Annotated in this window: 17 protein-coding genes; 7 read left to right on the forward strand and 10 right to left on the reverse strand. The window is 62.8% G+C overall.

The genetic code is table 11. The features are described 5' to 3' along the window. The first annotated feature begins 58 nt into the window (after positions 1 to 58). Positions 59 to 901 carry an HAD family hydrolase gene (locus tag BJ994_RS12430; protein WP_245192288.1) on the forward strand — a complete coding sequence of 281 codons (843 nt, stop codon included), beginning with the start codon at positions 59 to 61 and terminating at the stop codon, positions 899 to 901. Positions 902 to 941: 40 nt separating this feature from the next. Here the strand turns inward: BJ994_RS12430 and BJ994_RS12435 are convergent, their stop codons facing one another. From BJ994_RS12435 to BJ994_RS12445, 3 genes are all read right to left on the reverse strand, one after another. Beyond that, complete coding sequence (locus tag BJ994_RS12435) at positions 942 to 1,040, reverse strand: 30S ribosomal protein bS22 (protein ID WP_003792170.1); 99 nt, start codon at positions 1,038 to 1,040, stop codon at positions 942 to 944. Positions 1,041 to 1,209: 169 nt separating this feature from the next. Beyond that, positions 1,210 to 1,422, reverse strand: coding sequence for a helix-turn-helix domain-containing protein (locus tag BJ994_RS12440; RefSeq protein WP_167994565.1), 213 nt, complete (start codon positions 1,420 to 1,422; stop codon positions 1,210 to 1,212). 133 nt (positions 1,423 to 1,555) lie between these two features. Continuing rightward, the gene (locus BJ994_RS12445) at positions 1,556 to 2,659 is read right to left on the reverse strand and encodes a 3-deoxy-7-phosphoheptulonate synthase (protein ID WP_167994567.1); all 1,104 of its coding nucleotides are present in this window, start codon (positions 2,657 to 2,659) and stop codon (positions 1,556 to 1,558) included. A gap of 405 nt (positions 2,660 to 3,064) precedes the next feature. Here BJ994_RS12445 and BJ994_RS12450 point away from each other — a divergent pair, with 405 nt between their 5' ends. After that, complete coding sequence (locus BJ994_RS12450) at positions 3,065 to 4,777, forward strand: HNH endonuclease signature motif containing protein (protein ID WP_167994569.1); 1,713 nt, start codon at positions 3,065 to 3,067, stop codon at positions 4,775 to 4,777. Positions 4,778 to 5,101: 324 nt separating this feature from the next. Here the strand turns inward: BJ994_RS12450 and BJ994_RS12455 are convergent, their stop codons facing one another. Together BJ994_RS12455 and BJ994_RS12460 are read right to left on the reverse strand one after the other, a co-directional pair. Continuing rightward, on the reverse strand, positions 5,102 to 5,551 hold the full coding sequence (locus tag BJ994_RS12455) for an ArsR/SmtB family transcription factor (protein WP_167994571.1): 450 nt from the start codon (positions 5,549 to 5,551) through the stop codon (positions 5,102 to 5,104). A gap of 56 nt (positions 5,552 to 5,607) precedes the next feature. Continuing rightward, a complete protein-coding gene (locus BJ994_RS12460; protein WP_167996001.1) occupies positions 5,608 to 6,756 on the reverse strand; it encodes an acetoin utilization protein AcuC in 1,149 nt (382 codons plus the stop codon). A 168-nt stretch (positions 6,757 to 6,924) separates the two neighbouring features. Here BJ994_RS12460 and BJ994_RS12465 point away from each other — a divergent pair, with 168 nt between their 5' ends. Both BJ994_RS12465 and BJ994_RS12470 read left to right on the forward strand, forming a co-directional pair. Continuing rightward, complete coding sequence (locus BJ994_RS12465) at positions 6,925 to 8,337, forward strand: TrkH family potassium uptake protein (RefSeq protein ID WP_167994573.1); 1,413 nt, start codon at positions 6,925 to 6,927, stop codon at positions 8,335 to 8,337. Positions 8,338 to 8,359: 22 nt separating this feature from the next. Further along, a complete protein-coding gene (locus BJ994_RS12470; RefSeq protein ID WP_167996002.1) occupies positions 8,360 to 8,998 on the forward strand; it encodes a potassium channel family protein in 639 nt (212 codons plus the stop codon). A gap of 7 nt (positions 8,999 to 9,005) precedes the next feature. Here the strand turns inward: BJ994_RS12470 and proC are convergent, their stop codons facing one another. The 4 genes from proC to BJ994_RS12490 form a co-directional block, all read right to left on the reverse strand. Further along, positions 9,006 to 9,842, reverse strand: a complete 837-nt coding sequence (gene proC / locus BJ994_RS12475; RefSeq protein WP_167996003.1) for a pyrroline-5-carboxylate reductase — start codon at positions 9,840 to 9,842, stop codon at positions 9,006 to 9,008. 537 nt (positions 9,843 to 10,379) lie between these two features. Beyond that, the gene (locus tag BJ994_RS12480) at positions 10,380 to 11,414 is read right to left on the reverse strand and encodes a Ppx/GppA phosphatase family protein (RefSeq protein ID WP_167994575.1); all 1,035 of its coding nucleotides are present in this window, start codon (positions 11,412 to 11,414) and stop codon (positions 10,380 to 10,382) included. Positions 11,415 to 11,474: 60 nt separating this feature from the next. Then, complete coding sequence (gene topA, locus BJ994_RS12485) at positions 11,475 to 14,234, reverse strand: type I DNA topoisomerase (RefSeq protein ID WP_167994577.1); 2,760 nt, start codon at positions 14,232 to 14,234, stop codon at positions 11,475 to 11,477. Positions 14,235 to 14,423: 189 nt separating this feature from the next. Next, entirely contained in the window at positions 14,424 to 16,025 is a 1,602-nt protein-coding gene (locus BJ994_RS12490; RefSeq protein ID WP_167996004.1) for a DUF7059 domain-containing protein, read from the reverse strand. A 47-nt stretch (positions 16,026 to 16,072) separates the two neighbouring features. Here BJ994_RS12490 and BJ994_RS12495 point away from each other — a divergent pair, with 47 nt between their 5' ends. Together BJ994_RS12495 and srmL are read left to right on the forward strand one after the other, a co-directional pair. Then, positions 16,073 to 16,549: a hypothetical protein gene (locus tag BJ994_RS12495; RefSeq protein ID WP_167994579.1), complete on the forward strand. Its 477-nt coding sequence runs from the start codon at positions 16,073 to 16,075 to the stop codon at positions 16,547 to 16,549. 190 nt (positions 16,550 to 16,739) lie between these two features. Then, positions 16,740 to 17,852: a PheS-related mystery ligase SrmL gene (gene srmL / locus BJ994_RS12500; protein WP_167994581.1), complete on the forward strand. Its 1,113-nt coding sequence runs from the start codon at positions 16,740 to 16,742 to the stop codon at positions 17,850 to 17,852. Between the two features lie 26 nt (positions 17,853 to 17,878). Here srmL and trhO read toward each other — a convergent pair whose 3' ends face one another. Further along, on the reverse strand, positions 17,879 to 18,796 hold the full coding sequence (gene trhO / locus BJ994_RS12505) for an oxygen-dependent tRNA uridine(34) hydroxylase TrhO (protein ID WP_167994582.1): 918 nt from the start codon (positions 18,794 to 18,796) through the stop codon (positions 17,879 to 17,881). A 97-nt stretch (positions 18,797 to 18,893) separates the two neighbouring features. On the opposite strand from trhO, the gene BJ994_RS12510 reads away from it, so the two are divergent. Continuing rightward, positions 18,894 to 19,544: a GNAT family N-acetyltransferase gene (locus tag BJ994_RS12510; protein ID WP_167994583.1), complete on the forward strand. Its 651-nt coding sequence runs from the start codon at positions 18,894 to 18,896 to the stop codon at positions 19,542 to 19,544. The last annotated feature ends 5 nt before the right edge of the window (positions 19,545 to 19,549 follow it).

Genomic DNA, 19,549 nt, shown 5'->3' on the forward strand with positions numbered 1-19,549 from the left:
GTTGCCCTCAGGCCGGGGATTGCGGCGCCGGGGCCCTTGCAGTGATTAGACTCGTTCTATGTCCGCTGCGAACCTCCGACCCGCCATCAACCCCGGGTCTTCAACGGTTTCAGCGTCCGAAGAAGAAGCGCCGATCGGCGGTCCAGCAGGAGAAGCTGCCTTCTTCGACGTCGACAACACCATGATGCGCGGTGCAAGTCTCTTCCACGTTGCGCGGAAGATGTACCAGCGACGCGCCTTCACGCTCCGCTTCGCTGCCGGATTGGCCTGGAAGCAGCTCCGGTTCGTCATGCGGGGCGAAAACATGACCGATATCCACGCCGTCAGGGATGCCGCGCTGGCGTTCGCGATCGGCATCGCCCATGAGGATGTTCTGGCCCTTGGCGAGGAGGTCTACGACGAGATGATCGCGTCGAAGATCTGGCCGGGCGCCCGGGCGTTGGCCGAGCAGCATCTGCGTAACGGCCGCCGGGTGTGGCTGGTGACGGGCACGCCCGTTGAGGTGGCGAGCGTGATCGCCAACCGGCTGGGTCTGACGGGCGCACTGGGAACAGTGGGAGAAGTTGCCGATGGTTTCTACACCGGCAAGCTGGTTGGCGAGTTCCTGCATGGACCGGCCAAAGCCGTCGCGGTCCGTGACCTCGCAGAGAAGGAAGGCCTGCATCTCTCCCGATGCTGGGGCTACAGCGATTCCTACAACGATATTCCGCTGCTCAGCATTGTTGGTCACCCGGTTGCAATCAATCCGGACCATCGGCTCCGGAAACATGCACGCGACCACAACTGGCCGATCTACGACTTCCGGAGTGGACGGCGTGCTGCCACTTTAGGGTTGAAGGCAGCGACCGGCGCCGGCGTGGTTTACGGGCTGTGGCGCGGCTTCGCCCGCATGAGGGGTTAAAGCAAAACCGGCCCGCCTCAATGGCGGACCGGATGCGATGCTACTTCTTGTTGCGACGCTGGTGGCGGGTTTTGCGAAGCAGTTTGCGGTGCTTCTTCTTCGCCATCCGCTTGCGGCGCTTCTTGATTACTGAACCCATAGAGTCCTCACAAACTATTCATTCCGGTTCCGAACGCGCTACCCAGGCAGGGGCGAACGGATCTGACAGTGACGTACATTGTGCGGCCGTCAACCGACCGCCTACGCAAAACGCTTCTTAACAGGATACCCGCTCCGCGCAGGTCTCCCGACCGGGAGGCAGTCCAGCGCTAGCCAGTGCCCGCCTCACCGTCCACTGACGCTGAGCGAAGATACTGTTCCACAGCCGACTCCGGCACGCGATATGACCGACCAAACTGCACGGCAGGCATCTCACCGGAGTGAACCAGCCGGTACACGGTCATTTTGGAAACCCGCATGACATCTGCGACCTCCGCGACCGTCAGGAAGCGCACATCGGCGAAGTTGCTCCCGCTAGTCATCTCACCACTGTCCTTTTCTCTGGAACCTAACCCTGAGATAGGCGTCCACCCACTTAGGTGGAGCGCCGGACGGCGTGTCGCCTTGAGACCTGAGGATTATCCGTCTAGGGAGATACTCTAGTGGTTGAAGTGACTAAAGTGAAAGCTCGCTTCGGTCACGATCGACAACACCACGACGACGCCGCGAACCTCGCGCCAGATCGCCCAGAACCGACGCGGTGACCCCCCATCCCATGCAGGCATCCGTGACACTTTGCCCGTAAACCAGTTCACCGCTCGCAGCCACGTCCAGCTTCTGCGCTCCCTCCACGAGGAAGCTTTCCAGCATGACGCCAGCAATCGCATCAGAATGCTCGACGGTGGTTGCCAACTCGCGTGCGACTTCGGCCTGCCGCCGGTGATCCTTGCCGCTGTTGGCGTGGCTCGCGTCGACGATGAGACGCTCATTCAGGCCCGAGGCCGCAAGCCGGGCAGAAGCGGCGGCAACGTGCGTCTCGCTGTAGTTAGGACCATCCGAACCGCCGCGCAGGATGAGGTGGGTGTCGGGGTTGCCGGAGGTGGAGACGAGGGCGGCGCTGCCGTCGTCGTCGACCCCCAGGAAAGCCTGCGGCGACCCGGCCGCCGAACACGCGTCCAACGCGACACTGAGGCCGCCGTCGGTACCGTTCTTGAAGCCGACCGGCATTGAAAGACCCGACGCCAGCTGACGGTGAATCTGGCTTTCAGTGGTGCGGGCGCCGATAGCGCCCCAACTCACGAGGTCCGCTACGTACTGGGGGCTTATCGGTTCAAGGAACTCGGTGCCAACCGGGAGGCCGAGTTCTCCCACGTTGTGGAGGAAACCCCGTGCGGCGCGGAGACCGGCGCCGATGTCATGGGTACCATCCAAATGTGGATCGTTGATGAGACCCTTCCAACCGATGGTGGTCCGCGGCTTCTCGAAGTAGGCGCGCATCACAATGAGAAGGTCCTCACGGTGCTGCGACGCTGCTCCAGCCAACAGGTTCGCGTACTCAAGGCCCGCTTCCGTGTCGTGGATAGAGCAGGGCCCGACGACGACGAGGAGCCGGTCGTCAAGACCGTTGAGTACAGCGCGTACTTCCTCGCGGGAGCGCTGGATGTGCTCCGTCAGGGATGCGTTGCAGGGAAGTTCAGCTACAAGCGCTGACGGCGAGGGCAGTGGTTCGATTCTTCGTACACGGACGTTGGATGAACCTGCAGTGGTGAGTGTATTCATGGTCCCGGCTTTCGAGGGTGGTGTTCCTCAGCGGGGACTGTTCTCCAGAACCCGCCGTGGAAACGACGAAGGGCAGGAAGCGTGTCCTGCCCTATTGGCTCTGAAGGTGTTGGTCAGCGTTTTAGGCCGCGGGCTCCTCCAGAGCCAACGAAAAATACGCATACCAACGGATTGTCATGACATGAAGCGTAGCGGCACCTGCCCGATTCGGCCAAGTGTGTGCCTGAGTGTGACGAGTTTTCGAAGCCGGCGGGCGAGGATTCGCCGGGGCGATTCACCTACCGTTAATTGCAGTGACCGAGCTTCTAATTGCAGTGACCGAGCTTCGCATGCGGCTCATGGGATAGCGTGCAGGCGTTTCCCACAAGCTCTCCCATTCGTATATGTTTTCGAATACAATTAGGTATGAGCTTAGCCGCGGTCATCGACACCCCCGACGTCGGTGATGAGCGCACCGGCTCTGTCTCTGAAATCGGTGGCCGGCCTGCCGATTCCGGGCGCTCTCCTGCCGAGTTGAACCGGCTGGTCGCCTCGTTCGCAGCCGGGTTCACCCAGAGCTACCCAGGTCTGGGGCAGCCCGACCTGGCGGAGCATCTTGCCAGCATTGAGGAACTATCCCGGACCGTGGAGTACCTCCAGGTCGTCGCCGCTACTGCGGTGGATCGCAGCAACGCCGCCGCAGGAGGACGGCCCGCCGAAGGAAACCCCTCCACCGGTGGTGCCGGATTCGTCTTCAACACCTCCCACGTGAACACTCCGGACGTCAACACACCCGGCTTCAACACTCCCGGCTTCAACACCGCTCAGGGTAGGCGCTCGGTGTATCGGTGCACCGCGGAGTACCTGCAGGACCGGCTACGGATCAGCCGCAGCGAAGCCACCCGCAGACTCCGCCTCGGCGCCAAACTCCTACCCCGCATCACCCTCACCGGCGACACCCTCCCGGCACCCCTGGAACACCTCGCAGCAGCCGTATCCCCCAATAAGACCTCCCCCAGTAACATCTCCGGAAGTAACATCTCCGGAAGTAACATCTCTGCCGGGGACGTCTCTGGCAGCAAGGTCTCCGGCCGGTCAGCAACCCTGATCGCCACCGCACTGGACCGGGCCCGCTTCGTTGCTGAACCCGCGGTACTGGAGACCATGGAAGCTCAACTCACCGCTAGCGCCACCACCTATGACCCGGACTTCCTTACCCGGCTGATCCGCCGCTGGGAAGCACACCTGGACCCCGACGGACCAGAACCCACCGACAAGGAACTCACCGCACGCCAAGGCGTGTTCCTGCGCGGCGAGAAACGCGGACTACACCTGTTGGACATCGCAGCCACCGACGAACAATACGAATACCTCACCACCGTCATGAACACCACCACCAACCCCCGCACACAACCCGGCGGTAATGATGGCGCCGCTGGCGTCTCCTCCGCACCGGTCCGCGAGCGTGAGGAAACCTTCGAAACCCGGACCCGAGCCCAACTACTCCTCGACGGGCTCATCGGCGCCTGCCAGATAGCACTGGCCACCGACCAGCTGCCGGCAACCGGAGGGCACCGACCACAACTCCTGGTCACCATCGACTACCAGACCCTCCTGCGGGAAGTAGCCGAAAACGGTGCCACCCCCGACCCCACCAACGGGCTAAACAGCCGTCACCATGCCCACGACACAGACAATCGACCGAACGCGATCACCGATGGGGCGTCCTTCGCGTTCACCGGACCCATCAACGCCCGAACCGTCCGGAAACTCGCCTGTGACGCCGACATCATCCCCATCGTGCTCGGCGGGACCAACGAGATCCTCGACCTGGGCCGCACCCAACGACTCTTCACACCCAAACAACGCAAAGCACTTCACGCCCGTGACAAGGGCTGCGCCTTCCCCGGCTGCCACATGCCAAGCCACTGGACCGAAGCACACCACATCACCCCCTGGTCAGAAGGCGGAACCACCACCACCGACAACGGCGTACTGCTCTGTAGCCACCATCATCACCTGATCCACCAAGGCGAGTGGACCATCCAAGTACACGACCGACTCCCCTGGTTCATCCCACCCCAACAACTCGACCCCCAACAACACCCCCGACGCAACCACTACTGGACCCTCTGCTGAAACCAAACGTGATGGATCGCTAAAGACGCCATAAACACAGGCGCTGGCATCTCGCTAGGCCCTGTTTCGCGCCCGCATCACAAGTACGGCTGCTCCGAGCGCACTCGCCAGGGCGGCAAGCGTCAGCGTAAGCCCTAACTGGTAGGGCTCATGCGCCTCAAATAGCGGCGGGACCGACAAGATAAGAGCGGCCGCTGTAAACGCCATTGCGACCAGAACGGTCAGAAATCGGCGATTACTCTTCTGGTTCATATTTCCCCTCACATGATGCTTGGTCGCACGACGAAAGCCGACATAGGGCCCGGACAGCGTCCCGCCCCGCAACTACTCCTTGCGGCGACGCAGCTTCGGAAACTGCGAGAGCAGATCCGCCGCCCGCTCGGCAGCCCGACCGACAGTCCTACCGAATGGCTGGACCCCGTCGCCATTCTGCAGACCGGGCACACTTGGAACGAGTTCACCCGGTTCCGGCTCCGTCACAGCAGGCGCCAGGACCTGGGGTGGCTGCTGGGCCGGCAAATCGAACTCGGATAACCAGGCTGCAACAGCGTGCAGAGGCTCGATGTTCAGCGTGTAGAACCGTTTCTGCCCCTGTGCACGCATGGAAACCAGCCCGGCTTCCCGCAACACCTTCAAGTGTTTGGAAACTGTGGGCTGACTGACCGCCAGTTCTTCCACCAATTCGCCTACGGCTTTGTCCCCGTCCCGCAACGATGCAAGGATCTGTCGGCGGGTGGCTTCAGCGATGACGGCGAATACATCATCCATGACCATCCCATTACCATAACCGCATATATCCCTCAGGGCATCACGCGGGCACTATCCGGTGCTCAGTCGAACCAGGGGTCCAATCCGTGCAGCGGGAAGACTGCCTTGCGCGTGGCCATGATGGACCGGTCCACGCTTTCGTTCGGGTCGAAGCCCGCCTCCCACGATTGCCACCACAGGTCAGCTCCGTCACCCAGCAGTGCGGGGACTGCACGTCCATAGCGTTCAGTGACGTAAGATCGCCACTCGGCGGGCACCGGCGTCGTCGTCGTAATGTCCGCACCAACCGCTACCGCGGTGAGAAGTGTCCACGATCTCGGCACAACCGACGTGATGTTGTATCCGCCTCCGCCAGTGGCAATCCAACGGCTCTCGCAATACCGTGAAGCAAGGTCTCGGATGCTTAGGGCTGCAGCATGTTGGGCGTCGACCGAGATCCTCAGGTTAGTCAGCGGATCATCCACATGGCTGTCACAGCCATGCTGACTCACAATCACCTCCGGCTGAAACGCCTCCGCCAACTGGGGAACTACCGCATGGAACGCCCGCAGCCAGGCTGAATCACCCGTGGTGGTCGGCAATGCAACGTTCACGGCATAGCCATGCGCGTGCGGCCCACCGATCTCGTCGGAGAACCCGGTTCCGGGAAACAGGCTCACCCCGGTCTCATGAAGCGAGATGGTCATGACCCGTTTGTCGTCCCAGAAGATCTCCTGGGTTCCATCGCCATGGTGCGCATCGACGTCAACGTACAAAACCCGCTGCACTCCCCCGTCCAGGAGTCGCTGGACAGCTGCAGCGGCATCGTTGTAGATACAGAACCCGCTTGCACGGGCACGGCCCGCGTGGTGCAACCCGCCGCCGAAGTTGACCCCATGCTGCACACTGCCGGACAGCACCGCATCGGCCGCAGCAAGCGAACCACCGACCAGCCGTGCGCTCGCCGAATGCATGCCACTGAAAGCAGGAGTGTCCTCCGTGCCCAAACCGGCGGTGCCGTACGCGCCATCCGGATCCGCGTCCGCCGCTTTCACCGCTGCCACATAATCAGCAGCATGGACCGTGCATAACTCACTGTCGGCGGCCACCTCGGGAACCTCGATGCTTACCTGCGGTAAGTCAAACAGTCCGACGGCGCGTACCAGCCTCGCGGTCAGGTCCAGCCGACGCGGATCCATGGGGTGGTTAGCGCCGAAATTGTACGCAAGCATGGAGTCGTCCCACACCACTCGGGTGCTGAACACGGGAACCGGCGCACTGGACACCCCAGCAGGCTACGCGATCGCTGCCGCTCCTGCCCACAGGTGTTGGCCGGAAGTGGTTTACTACTCGAAGGACTCTAGCGGGCAACTCGAGTGAATCGGAGCTGATCGACAAGGATGGCAAGAGAACAACCGTCCTGGTTGGGAGGTACTGACCAGGCTCGTTTACGCCCGCTCGCGAGGATTCGCGACTTCATCGACGGCGTAGTCAACAGCTCTCCAGCGCGGGTCGCGCTACTGGTCTTCTTCCTTGTGGTAATCGTCTTCACCGCGCTGCTGAGCCTGCCGCTCGCCTCCGCGTCCGGAGAGTTCACGCCGCTACACGACGCCCTGTTCACTGCAGTTTCCGCCGTCTGCGTGGTGGGACTAACTGTAGTGTCGACAGCGGCTTACTGGTCGTTCTTCGGCCAACTCATCATCCTCATCGGGATTTTCGTAGGTGGCCTGGGGACCCTTACGCTGGCATCGGTACTGGCGCTGATGGTTAGCAAACGCCTTGGAGTCAGAGGCAAGCTACTAGCCCAGTCAGCACTGAACAATGCAAGCCGCCTGGGTGAAGTCGGCACCCTGCTGCGGATCGTCATCACCACATCGGTGGTCGTTGAGGTGGCCCTCGCCGTAGCCCTCATCCCACGGTTCATAATCCTCGGCGAACCGTTCTGGCAGGCCGTCTGGCACGGCATCTTCTATTCAATATCCGCCTTCAACAACGCGGGTTTCACACCGCACACGGACGGACTGGTTCCGTACGAGACCGACCTATGGATCCTGGTCCCACTGATGATCGGCGTGTTTGTCGGAAGTCTTGGCTTCCCTGCAATCCTGATAATCCTGCAGTTCAAGCACCACATCAGCCGATGGAGCCTGCACACCAAACTAACTGTGAACGTCTCGCTGATTCTTTTGGTCGTGGGAACTCTCCTTTGGGGCGCCATGGAGTGGAGTAACAGCAGCACGATCGGTGGCTTGAGCTTCGGCGACAAGGTGATTCACGCAGTTTTCGCATCCGTGATGACCCGGTCCGGCGGCTTCAATCTGATTGATCAGGGGCAAATGGAGCCGACCACGATGCTCCTGACGGATGCCCTGATGTTCGCCGGGGGCGGATCTGCGTCTACAGCTGGCGGAATCAAGGTCACGACGCTTGCGATCATGTTCCTGGCCATCCTCGCCGAGGCGCGCGGCGATTCCGACGTTCGTGTGTACGGACGAACCATCCCCCAGGGCGCAATGCGCGTCGCCATCTCAGTGATCTTCATGGGCGCGACACTGGTGCTCGTCGGGACTGGACTTATTCTCTGGATCTCCGGCGAAGAACTCAACCGTGTCCTCTTCGAGGTGATCTCGGCCTTCGCCACCTGCGGACTGAGCACCAACCTCAGCGCTGAATTGGATCCCGAGGGGAAGTACGTGCTCTCCGCACTCATGTTTGCCGGACGTCTGGGAACGATTACCCTTGCTTCTGCGCTTGCACTGCGGCAGCGCAGCACCCTCTACCACTACCCCGAAGAGAGGCCCATCATTGGCTGAAAGACCAGCACACAACGCACCAATGCTCGTGATCGGGCTTGGCCGATTCGGGTCCGCAACGGCCGAGCAACTGGTGAAGCAGGGACGCGAAGTCCTGGCCATCGAGAAGGACCAGCAGTTGGTCCAGAAATGGTCCGGGACACTGACCCACGTGGTCGAGGCCGACGCAACCAACATCGACGCGCTTCGCCAACTCGGGGCGCAGGAGTTCACTGCCGCCGTCGTCGGTGTTGGTACCTCGATTGAATCCAGCGTGCTCATCACTGCGAACCTCGTGGACCTGAACATCGACAACCTGTGGGTCAAGGCCATTACGCCGTCCCACGGCAAGATCCTGAAGCGTATCGGCGCCAACCACGTCATCTACCCTGAGGCTGATGCCGGTCAGCGCGCAGCGCACCTGGTAGGCGGCCGCATGCTGGACTTTATCGAGTTCGACGACGGCTTCGCAATCGTCAAGATGTACCCACCGAAGGAAACCCAGGGCTTCACCCTCGGCGAGTCGGCGGTGCGGTCGAAGTACGGTGTTACCGTTGTCGGCGTGAAATCCCCGGGCGAGGACTTCACTTACGCACGGCCGGAAACGAAGGTCACCAGCCGGGACATGCTGATCGTCTCGGGCCACGTGGACTTGCTGGAACGCTTCGCCGCGCGTCCCTGATCACCCGCTAGCGGCCGTCCAACTCCTTGGTGATGGCGCCCGCCCGCTCGGCAGCGGCCTGGGCGCCGGCAGCGATGATGTCCGGGAGTCCCTGCTCGTCAAAGGTCGCTATGGCCCGTTCCGTGGTCCCGTTAGGACTGGTGACTGCCTTCCGGAGCGCGGTGGCGTCAGCGCCCTCCTCGGCCAGCATGTAACCAGCGCCGGCGACAGTCTGCGTTGCCAGCAGTTTGGCCAGATCCTCTTCGAGCCCCAGTTTCACACCGGCAGCCGCCATCGCTTCAGCAAGGTAGAACGCATAGGCCGGACCGGATCCGCTCACAGCGGAAAGAGCGTCAACTTGATCCTCGGGGATTTCAACGACGGTTCCGGCGGCAGACAGGATAGTCCGGGCCTGCTCCATCAACTCGGCAGTCGCGTGGGTACCCGCCGAGATGGACAGTACGCCGCGGCCGAGGCTCGACGGGGTGTTGGGCATACTGCGGATAACGGGCTGGCCTTGAGGCAGCGCTGCCTCCAGCATGTCGATCGAGATCGCAGCAGCAACGCTGATCACCACGGTGCCCGGCTTCAGCGCGGGAGAAATCTGGCGGGCCAGGTCGAGGATGCCAACCGGCTTCACACCCAGCAGTACGACGTCGGCCCCTCCAGCAGCCTGACGGTTTGCCTCTGTCTCCTCGGTTGAGGACAGGACCTGAACTCCGTGCCGCTTCGCCAGGTTTGCGGCTTTCTCCGGATCGCGGACTGTTGCTGTGACCTGACCAGAGGGAACTCCGGCCGCCAGTAACCCGGTAAGGATTGCGCCGTTCATGGACCCGCAACCGAGGAATGCTATGTGCTGTGAAATGTTGTTACCCATCAGGACATGGTGTCATGGTCGTGCTTTCCCAGCATCCTCACAGCCCGCTCAAGGCGCAGACCCAAGAAATACCAGTACACTCGTTATTACCTCATAAAAGGTGCGAGTGATGGGCCGGGTTTTCCCTGACCCGGCCGGTGCCGGTGAGCCGCGGATGTGTTTCCCCCAACCACTCCGATGTGCTCACCGGCACTTTCCTTTTTGCCGCCATTTGGCGTCTTCGCCGGGCTTGGAGCGAGGCATGAGCAGCTACCCGCCTTATTTCTCGGACCCGCTCGCAATACACACGGAACGCTCAGCTTCTCTTAGGGGAACGCTCACACACGGCTCGTAGTGTGGAACTCACCTCCTAGAGGTGCGAGTGATGATCGGCCAGGTCCTCCCTAGCCTGGCCAAGGTGCCGGTGAGCGAATGCGAGTGTTTCCCCCAAACACTCCCCATGCTCGCCGGCACCTTTCGCGTTCCGTTGCACAACAGAAGTATCAGCTGCTCGCCCAGCGCCCTTAGTATCTGGGCCCGTCGCCCTTAGGATCTAGCGGCAAGCGGCGATGAGTCCACACTGCGTTGCGCCGCCCCGGGCGTCCGGAACTGCACGTGTCCCACACCAACCGAAGGCATGGGCTCGCTGGCCTCGAACATCAGGGTGTCGAAGCGTCGCAGGATCAATCCTTCACGCAGCGCCCAGGGACAGATCTCCATCTCGTGGACGTCGAAAATCTCAAGCGCGGCTTCCGCCACCAGCGCACCGGCCAGGACCTGCGGCGCCCGAAGTTCGGATACTCCGTCAAGGCTCACACGATCGGTCAGCGACATGGCCTCAAGCCGCTTCGCCCACAACCGGAGATCTTCAAGACGCAGTGTGCGGCGGACAAACGGGCCCGCTCCCGACGGCGCAGCACCGGCCATCCGTGCCAGGGACCGGAAGGTCTTCGACGTTCCTGCCACAAGGTGGGGCTCGCCAAGGCGCTCAAAGTCGCCGACTGTGTCTTTCAAGGTCTTTCGGATGTAGCGGCGGAGGTCCTTCACGTCCTTCGGCGAGGGCGGGTCGCCGGGTAGCCAGTTCCGGGTCAGTCGGCCGGCGCCCAGTGGGACGGACAGCGCAACCTCCGGCAACTCGTCATGGCCCATCGCCATTTCGAAGGAACCACCGCCAATGTCGAGATTGAGAATCGAACCGGCTCCCCATCCGTACCAGCGCCGGACCGCTTGGAAGGTCATCGCGGCTTCCTGGTCACCCGTGAGCTCCTGAAGCACCACCGATGTCTCCGCCTCCACCCGACGCAGGACATCTTCGCCGTTACCTGCCTCCCGGATCGCCGATGTACAGAATGCGAGGAAATCTTCCGCCCTGTGCTCCGACGCGAAGTCCTTGGCCTGCAGGATAAAGCCGATCAATTCACGTTGACCTTCATCGGTGATGCGGCCTTCAGCGTCCAGGTACGCGACCAGTTGGAGCGGCCGCTTGTGGGAAGCGTAAGGCACCGGACGGGCGCCCGGGTGCGCGTCCACCAGCAGCAGGTGCACGGTATTTGAACCGATGTCGAGGACGCCTAGCCGCATGGTCCCATTATCTCGCGCTTCACTTCGATGCCTCTCATTGCCCGCGACGAAGGAACGGGACTACTTCCGCGCCGCCGTCTTGCGCTTTGCCGGCGCACGTCCGCCGGATTTGCGTGGTGCCGGTCCCTTGGCGCGCTTCTCGGCAAGCAGGGCCACCGCTGTCTCCCTGGTCAGTTCCTCGATCGCTGTGGATCGTGGAACAGTGATGTTCGTAACGCCGTCGGTAATGTATGGACCGAAACGCCCATCCTTAACGACGATCGGCTTCTCCGACACCGGGTCATCACCGAACTCCGCCAGCGGCGGCGCGGCAGTCCGGCCGCCACGCTGCTTGGGCTGGGAGTAGATCTCCAATGCCTGTTCCAGAGTGATCGTGAAGATTTCTTCTTCGGGTCCAATGGAGCGCGAATCGGTCCCCTTCTTGAGATACGGCCCGAAGCGGCCGTTCTGGACCGTGATCTCCTTGCCCTCGGCGTCCTCGCCCAGCACCCGCGGGAGATTCATGAGCTTGAGCGCATCCTCGAGCGTGACCGTGTCAATAGACATGGACTTGAACAGTGAACCCGTGCGCGGTTTGACCTTCACCGGCTTCTTCGGAGGTTTGGGCTTGCCGTTCTTGTAGTACTCCACCGGCTGGCTCGCCAGGTCCTCAGCGGTCGGCTCAGGAATCAGTTCAATGACATACGGTCCGTACCGGCCGTCCCGCGCAACGATGGTCCGGCCAGATTCGGGGTCGGTGCCAAGCACACGTTCCTCCGAGGCCGGGTTGTTCATGAGCTCAACGGCTTTCTCTGCCGTCAGCTCATCCGGAGCGAGGTCTTCGGGCACATTGGCACGTTGCGGTTCTGTTCCCTCCGGCGCGTCTGGGGCCAGGGGCTTCTCCAGGTACGGGCCGAACTTGCCGACCCGCAGCACAATGCCTTCAGCAATCTCCACCGAGTTGATGCGCCGGGCATCAATCTCACCGAGATCATTGACGATCGTACTGAGGCCGGTTTCCTTGCGGTCGCCGTAGTAGAAGTGGTTGAGCCACTCCACACGGCCTGCTTCGCCGCGTGCAATGCGGTCCAGATCCTCTTCGAGCTCCGCCGTGAAATCATAATCAACGTAATCGTGGAAGTGCTCCTCAAGCAGCCGGACCACTGAGAATGCGATCCAGCTGGGAACGAGTGCCTGCCCACGGACCCGGACATAACCGCGGTCCATGATGGTCGAGATGGTCGCCGCATAGGTGGACGGCCTGCCGATGCCGCGTTCTTCAAGCACCTTCACCAGGGAGGCTTCCGTATAGCGCGGCGGCGGTGATGTCTCGTGGCCCAGCGCTTCGATCGATTCCGCACCCAGCCCATCACCGGGCGCAAGGTTCGGCAACCGGCCACCCTGACCGCCGTCGTCGGCTGCTTCCACAGCATCATCTGAATGTCGGGCGGCGTCGCGGCCCTCCTCATATGCGGCCAGGAAGCCCCGAAAGGTAATAACCGTGCCCGACGCCGAGAACTCGGCATCCTGTCCACCGGCGGTGACGGCGCCCAGCCGCACTGACGCCGTAGAGCCTTTGGCATCAGCCATCTGGGATGCGACGGTCCGCTTCCAGATCAGCTCGTACAGACGGAACTCGTCACCGCGAAGTTCCTTGGCGACCTGCGCGGGCGTGCGGAAGGAATCTCCCGCGGGACGGATGGCTTCGTGAGCTTCCTGCGCATTCTTCGACTTGCCCTTGTAGACCCGGCGCGCTTCCGGCACATACTCGGCCCCGTAGAGTTCGGATGCCTGACGTCGGGCAGCGTTGATCGCCTGATCGCTCAGCGACGGCGAATCCGTACGCATATAGGTGATGTAACCGTTCTCGTACAGGCGCTGGGCAACCTGCATTGTCACCCGCGAGGAAAACCGCAGCTTGCGAGCGGCTTCCTGCTGGAGCGTCGAAGTGGTGAACGGGGCGGCAGGGCGGCGGGTGTAGGGCTTGGTGTCAACGGAGCGCACCTCAAAAGCGGCCTGCAACAAGTTCTCAGCCAGCGAGTTGGCGGCCGATTCATCGAGCAGCGTGACGTTTTGCGCCTTCAGCTCGCCGAGGTCCGTGAAGTCCTTGCCGGTTGCTACGCGCGTTCCGTCAACGGAGACCAGCTTCGCCTTGAACGCCTCCCCCTTGGACGTGTCCTCGGGTGAGAAAACGCCCGTCAGATCCCAGTACGACGCCGAGCGGAACGCCATGCGCTCACGCTCACGCTCAACCACCAGGCGGGTGGCGACGGACTGCACACGGCCCGCGGAAAGGCCGCGCGCCACCTTCCGCCAGAGGACGGGAGAAATCTCGTAGCCATAGAGGCGATCAAGGATGCGACGTGTTTCCTGTGCGTCAACCATGGGAATATCCAGGTCGCGCAGCTCTTCCATTGCCCGCTGGATGGCCTCCCGCGTGATTTCAGGGAACGTCAGGCGATAGACCGGAACCTTGGGCTTCAGCACCTCGAGAAGGTGCCACGCGATCGCTTCGCCCTCCCTGTCACCGTCAGTGGCCAGGTACAGTTCGGTGGCATCCTTGAGCGCTGCCTTCAGCTCAGCGACGCGCTTCTTCTTGTCCGCCGATACAACGTAGTACGGCTCAAAATCATTATCGAGGTCCACCGCGAACTTGCCGACCGAGCTCTTCTTCAGCTCCGCGGGCAGATCCGATGGCTGGGGCAAGTCACGGATGTGCCCCATGGATGCGGTGACTTCAAAACCTTCACCGAGGTAGCCCGCAATTGTCTTGCTCTTGGCTGGAGACTCGACGATGACGAGCTTCTTGCCGGGCTTCTTGTCCGTTGCCTTAGCTGGCACTTCTCTCCTCGATACGGGTGCTTCTTAAATAGCAGGACAACCGCTCATTGAAGAGCACTTATGCGCGATTGGCGGACGTCCTGCCTTCACAGTATGCGGCATGCCTACCTGCACTAGGGTAACGGCTTGTCTGCGAAGCAGCCGCCACCAAGCGGCGCACTGTGGGTAAAACGACGACGCCGGGATGGGTCAGGACATGAGAGCAGGAACCAGGAAACCTTCCTCTACCAGGTTGCGGACGTCGCCCAGCAGATCGGCTCGGAAGCCGTCGTCGTTCCTCTCCAACAGGGCCGCGAGAGCCCCGATGATCTGCCCGGCGGTCAGGTCGCCGTCGCATGCTGATACGAAGCCGGCCAGCTCCGTAGTGAGGAGGTTGGTCCGCCGGAACCCTGCGCCCTGCCTGAGCAGAATTACGCCGGGGTGCTCTGCTCCCGGCCGCTGGTGGCGCTCTTCCGTGACGTCCTCAGCGACCAGGAGATGTTCGTCAGCGAGGTTGCCGATCTGTCCGAGCCAGTCATGGCGGGCAACCGCTGCGCCCACATGCGGCCCGATCGGCTGGTCAAGTTCGTAAGTGATCTCCTCTAAACGCCTCAGCGCGGCGGGCGAGCCCGCGTTCCGCAACCACACCATCCCGAAACCGATACTCCCGGCGTTCCGGGATTCGAAATCCGACAGGTATGCCCCGAAACGGTCCGCAAAGCGCGCGGGATCGCGGTTCTCCGCTGCGTCACGCAACCAGGTTTCGGCGTAGTGGGTGGGTGTGAGCTGTTCCCGCTGGACCACCCACGCATCGGTATGTTCCGGCAGCCAGCCTGCGATCCGGGCGTGCCACGCAGCGCCGTCGGGAATCTCCCAGTTCCCCAGGAGCTGAGCCGTACCGCCGGGAACCAGCACCGACGGCAGCGTGCGAATCAGTGTAGAGACGATGTCATCCCCGGGAAGCCCGCCGTCGCGGTACGTGAACTGATCCTCCACAGCCTCTCCGGGAATTCGCGGCGTGATGACGAACGGCGGGTTGGACACCACCTGGTCGAACGTCTCCCCCGCGACCGGTTCGAGGAGGCTGCCTTGCCGCAGCGACACCCGCTCCTCGAGGTTCGCGGGATCAATATCAAGCGCCTTCGCGTTGAGCAACAGATTGAAGCGGGTCACCGCGAGCGCCCGCGCGGAGAGGTCCGTGGCGGTTACGTGGTCCGAGTGGGCGAGGAGGTGGTAGGTCTGGATCCCACAGCCGGTGCCGAGATCCAGGGCACGCTCGACAGGCGTGCGCGCCGCGAACCGGGCGAGCGTCAGGGAAGCCTGCCCGATTCCCAGCACGTGATCCGCACGCAGCACGCCGGGACGCAGGCGGGATCCCAGGTCCGAGGCCACCCAGAGGTCTCCCCCGGTGTCGGATGAGTACGGGCGAAGATCCACCGCCGCGCGGAGGTGCGTGCCGCCGTCGTCGTGCTCTTCCACCAGTCCCAGCGCCCGCAACCCCGCGGCGCCCGTCCCCGGAAAGGCGGTGTCCAGGGTTTGCCCGGGTAGGGCCTCGCCGAGCAGGAACAAGAGTACGACGACGGCGAGCTGCCCCGTGGCCTCGTCTTCCTCGGCGGCGTCTTCCCGAGCGGCGCGGGCGGCGAGTAGCGCGGGAACCGCCTGATCGCGGTCCAGCGCCGCGTACGCATCCGGGCCGATGAGCGTTGCCACGCCGTCGACCGTGTAGCTGGCGGCTCGAAGGTCGGCGGCGAGCCGGTTGAGCATGTCCTGGTCAGTGCTCTGCGGCGCGTCCGGCACGGAAGCGAAATTCATCACGGTGGCAAGTCTATTTTGCTTACGCAGTGCGCTTTACTGGAGGGATGGGGAAATTATTGCGTTGCACGGTGGCCGCATTTGTGGGACTTGGTGCGGTGGCCGGAGTGAGTGCGTGTACTTCGTCGGAACCGGATCCCGTACCGGTAGATCTGGACGCAACGGACCTTATCTCCTGGACGGATTCGGTCCTGGGTGAACGCGACGGCATGTCGCTTTCGAGCAGACACGAGGGCCCCGGCCAGAGCGGCGGATCGTTCTACGACGCCGCAGCCGGTTGGTACGCCGTTGAAATGGTGTGTGTCGGCGGCAACGGCATGACCCTGCACATCGAAGCGGACGGCGAGCCCGTCGGAAACGGCTCCACCGACTGCAACAGCTTCAGCGTCACGGCCTATATCGAGCTTCTGGAACCGGCCAACCGGGTCGACCTGGAAGTAACCAACTCGGGCGAGCAGATGCTCTGGGCAGTGCAACTTACACCCGGACCGCCTCCCAGCGTGCCTCCGGAGGCAAGCGGGTAGCGAACCTGTTGCCCGGCCCATACGTCCATGTATCATCGGGTCATGCTTGTTGCTCAGCGATTTATCAGCCCCCGGCCGCTTGTCGGCCGTGAGGGCCTCACGCTGCGCACCTGATTCCAGCTAAGTCCACACGGTGTTCGCGGCCGGGGGTTTTCTTCGAAACCCTCCGGACACCAGCCAAGGACCAGCCATGTACCTCAGCATTCCCCAACTCACCTCTGCCCTCTCCCTTCGTGACCTGAGCGACCCCGCCCAAGGCGAACATGCGATGCAGACCCTGCTTACAGACGTCGTCAATGCTCTGACGGGAACGTGGACCATACCTGCGACCGTCCACCGGACCACTCCGCTCGTGGCAACGGCCGACAACTACGACCGACTCGGCTACGCGCCCGACGACGTCACCCGCGACGCGCGCTACTCCCGCCACGCGAGCCCCACCGTGATGCTGCGGAGCCACACCTCCGCCGGCATACCCGCAGTGCTGGACTCGCTCGCCTCTGTGCAGGACGCTTATGACCAGCTCCATGTCCTGCCCGGGCTGGTGTACCGGCGGGACGCAGTGGATCGAACCCATGTGGGTGCTCCGCACCAGGTGGATCTGTGGCGGATCAAAGCCCGCGGGCTGCTGACTGATGGCGACCTGCATAACCTGGCCGGCGCCGTCGTCGAGGCTGTGCTTCCCGGCGCCCGCTGGCGGGCGGTTCCAGCGAACCACTCCTATACCTCGCACGGGATGCAGATCGACGTCGAAACTCCTGCCGGGTGGTTGGAGCTCGCCGAATGCGGGCTGGTGGGAGCCAGGATTCTGCGCGGATCGGGGCTGGACGCCCGGCGCTGGAGCGGCCTCGCGCTCGGAATGGGCCTTGACCGGGCGCTCATGCTGCGCAAGGGAATCGACGACATCCGGTTGCTGCGCTCGCCGGATCCACGTATTGCCTCCCAGATGCTCGACCTCGAGCCCTGGCGTCCTGTCTCCTTGATGCCCGCCGTGCGCCGCGACCTGTCCATCCTGTGTGGCCCCGACGCGGACGAGGAGACGCTCGGGGACGTGGCCCGGGAAGCGCTGGGAGGCGACGCCGAGGTGCTGGAGTCCCTGGTGATCCGCACCCGCACGCCGGTCGAGCAACTGCCGTCGGCCGCTTATCTACGCCTGCAGGCCCAGCAGGGGCAGGAGAACCTGCTGGTGCGCCTGACCCTGCAGGCGCTGGACCGTACGCTCACCGATGCCGAGGCGAATGCGCTGAGGGACCACGTCTACGTGGCGTTGCACGAGGGTCCGGTGCTGGAGCTGACCGGTTGACGCGCAGGCGAGTTATGCCGTGGCTGTCACACCGCTCCCACGGAACTGGCGTCCGACTCGTCCGCTTCGCACCCCTGCGGACAGCGCAGGGTGGACGGGTCGGCGGCACACTCCGCGCAGTAAAGGGTGAGGTTACGGCAGCTCTGGTTCGAGCAGTTCTCGAACTTGTTGGTGGGCGCCTTACAGCGGACGCATTTACCGATCGTCCTGGCGTCCTTGCTGAATTCCACGTGCATGCGCTTGTCGAAGACGTACAGCGATCCCTCCCACAGCCCGGCATCGCCGTAGGTTTCGCCGTAACGGACTATCCCGCCCTGCAGCTGGTAAACCTCGTTGAAACCGCGGTTGACCATGAGGCTTGAAAGGACTTCACACCGGATTCCCCCGGTGCAGTAGGTGACCACGGGCTTGTCCTTGAGGTGGTCATACTTGCCGGAGTCGAGCTCACTCACGAAATCGTGGGTGGTGCTCACATCCGGCACAATGGCATTCCGGAACCGGCCGATCTGCGCTTCGAGGGCGTTGCGTCCGTCGAAGAAGACGACGTCGTCGCCGCGTTCGCCGACCAGGTCATGAAGTTGCTCGGGCCGGAGGTGCTTACCACCCCCGACTACGCCATTCTCATCCACCTTCAGCTCACCGGGCGCACCGAAGGACACGATCTCCTCGCGAACCTTGATGCTGAGCCTTGGGAAGTCCTCTGCGCCGCCCCCAGACCACTTCACATCCAGCTTCCTGAACGCCGGATACTCGCGGGTGGTCTTCACGTACTGCTTTACGGCATTGAGCTCACCGCCCACGGTGCCGTTGATGCCGTCCTTCGAGATGAGGATGCGGCCGCGCAGTCCAAGCTTCTCGCACAGGGCACGCTGCCACAGCCGGATCGCTTCGGGATCAGGTAACGGAGTGAACGCGTAATAGAGCACGATGCGGTTCATTGACACGCATTCAAGGGTACCGGGGTACCGGCGCCAGGTCTCAATACTGCAACCTCGCTCCCGGGCTATGTTCAAGCGGACGTCCCGCCACTATCGTTCAGTCATGGTTGCATCTCTCTCCGAAGACCTCGTCCGCACCTGGATTGCGGGATGGGCTGCATGCCGCGGGTACACCCCTGTTGACCACGGCCGTTGGATGTCCGTACTGCTCGCTGACCAGCAGAACCATCTCGAAGACATCATCTACGAACCCACCATCGGAGAGTTTCTGGCGCTGGCCCAGGAAACCCGGACAGACCACTACCGGGTGCTGACCGTAGTGACCAACCGGATGCAGGACCTGATAGACGCCGCAGCGCCCCTTGGAATGCGGGTCTCCGACCGCGAACAGGCGCTGATGTGCGTCGACATGGAGGGCCAGGACGTCGAGGATCCGCTGCCTCCGGACGAAGAGTTCAAGCTTGAGCACCTCCGAGAGGAAACCTGCCGGCGAGTGCGTGTGCTGGTCGATGGCGAAGAGGCAGCCCGCGGTTCCGTTGCCAAGCACGGCGAGTTCGCCGTCTATGACCGGATCGTCACGGCGGAGCGGTTCCGGCGCCGCGGGCTCGGGAGTTTCGTGATGCGCGCGCTTACAGCTGCGATCCTGGAGGACGACGTCGACACCGGACTCCTCATGGCATCCTCCGACGGCCGGCACCTCTACCAATACCTCGGCTGGACCCATCTTGCCGACGTCTTCGTGATCCGTCGCTGACGGGC

The organism is Arthrobacter pigmenti (genome assembly GCF_011927905.1).
In the GTDB taxonomy this organism is placed as follows: domain Bacteria; phylum Actinomycetota; class Actinomycetes; order Actinomycetales; family Micrococcaceae; genus Arthrobacter_D; species Arthrobacter_D pigmenti.

Excerpts from the sequence above, each read along its gene's own strand:
- BJ994_RS12430 (WP_245192288.1), top strand. The coding sequence starts at position 59 with ATGTCCGCTGCGAACCTCCGACCCGCCATCAACCCCGGGTCTTCAACG.
- BJ994_RS12435 (WP_003792170.1), bottom strand. The coding sequence starts at position 1,040 with ATGGGTTCAGTAATCAAGAAGCGCCGCAAGCGGATGGCGAAGAAGAAG.
- BJ994_RS12440 (WP_167994565.1), bottom strand. The coding sequence starts at position 1,422 with ATGACTAGCGGGAGCAACTTCGCCGATGTGCGCTTCCTGACGGTCGCG.
- BJ994_RS12445 (WP_167994567.1), bottom strand. The coding sequence starts at position 2,659 with ATGAATACACTCACCACTGCAGGTTCATCCAACGTCCGTGTACGAAGA.
- BJ994_RS12450 (WP_167994569.1), top strand. The coding sequence starts at position 3,065 with ATGAGCTTAGCCGCGGTCATCGACACCCCCGACGTCGGTGATGAGCGC.
- BJ994_RS12455 (WP_167994571.1), bottom strand. The coding sequence starts at position 5,551 with ATGGTCATGGATGATGTATTCGCCGTCATCGCTGAAGCCACCCGCCGA.
- BJ994_RS12460 (WP_167996001.1), bottom strand. The coding sequence starts at position 6,756 with ATGCTTGCGTACAATTTCGGCGCTAACCACCCCATGGATCCGCGTCGG.
- BJ994_RS12465 (WP_167994573.1), top strand. The coding sequence starts at position 6,925 with ATGGCAAGAGAACAACCGTCCTGGTTGGGAGGTACTGACCAGGCTCGT.
- BJ994_RS12470 (WP_167996002.1), top strand. The coding sequence starts at position 8,360 with ATGCTCGTGATCGGGCTTGGCCGATTCGGGTCCGCAACGGCCGAGCAA.
- BJ994_RS12480 (WP_167994575.1), bottom strand. The coding sequence starts at position 11,414 with ATGCGGCTAGGCGTCCTCGACATCGGTTCAAATACCGTGCACCTGCTG.
- BJ994_RS12490 (WP_167996004.1), bottom strand. The coding sequence starts at position 16,025 with ATGAATTTCGCTTCCGTGCCGGACGCGCCGCAGAGCACTGACCAGGAC.
- BJ994_RS12495 (WP_167994579.1), top strand. The coding sequence starts at position 16,073 with ATGGGGAAATTATTGCGTTGCACGGTGGCCGCATTTGTGGGACTTGGT.
- srmL (WP_167994581.1), top strand. The coding sequence starts at position 16,740 with ATGTACCTCAGCATTCCCCAACTCACCTCTGCCCTCTCCCTTCGTGAC.
- BJ994_RS12510 (WP_167994583.1), top strand. The coding sequence starts at position 18,894 with ATGGTTGCATCTCTCTCCGAAGACCTCGTCCGCACCTGGATTGCGGGA.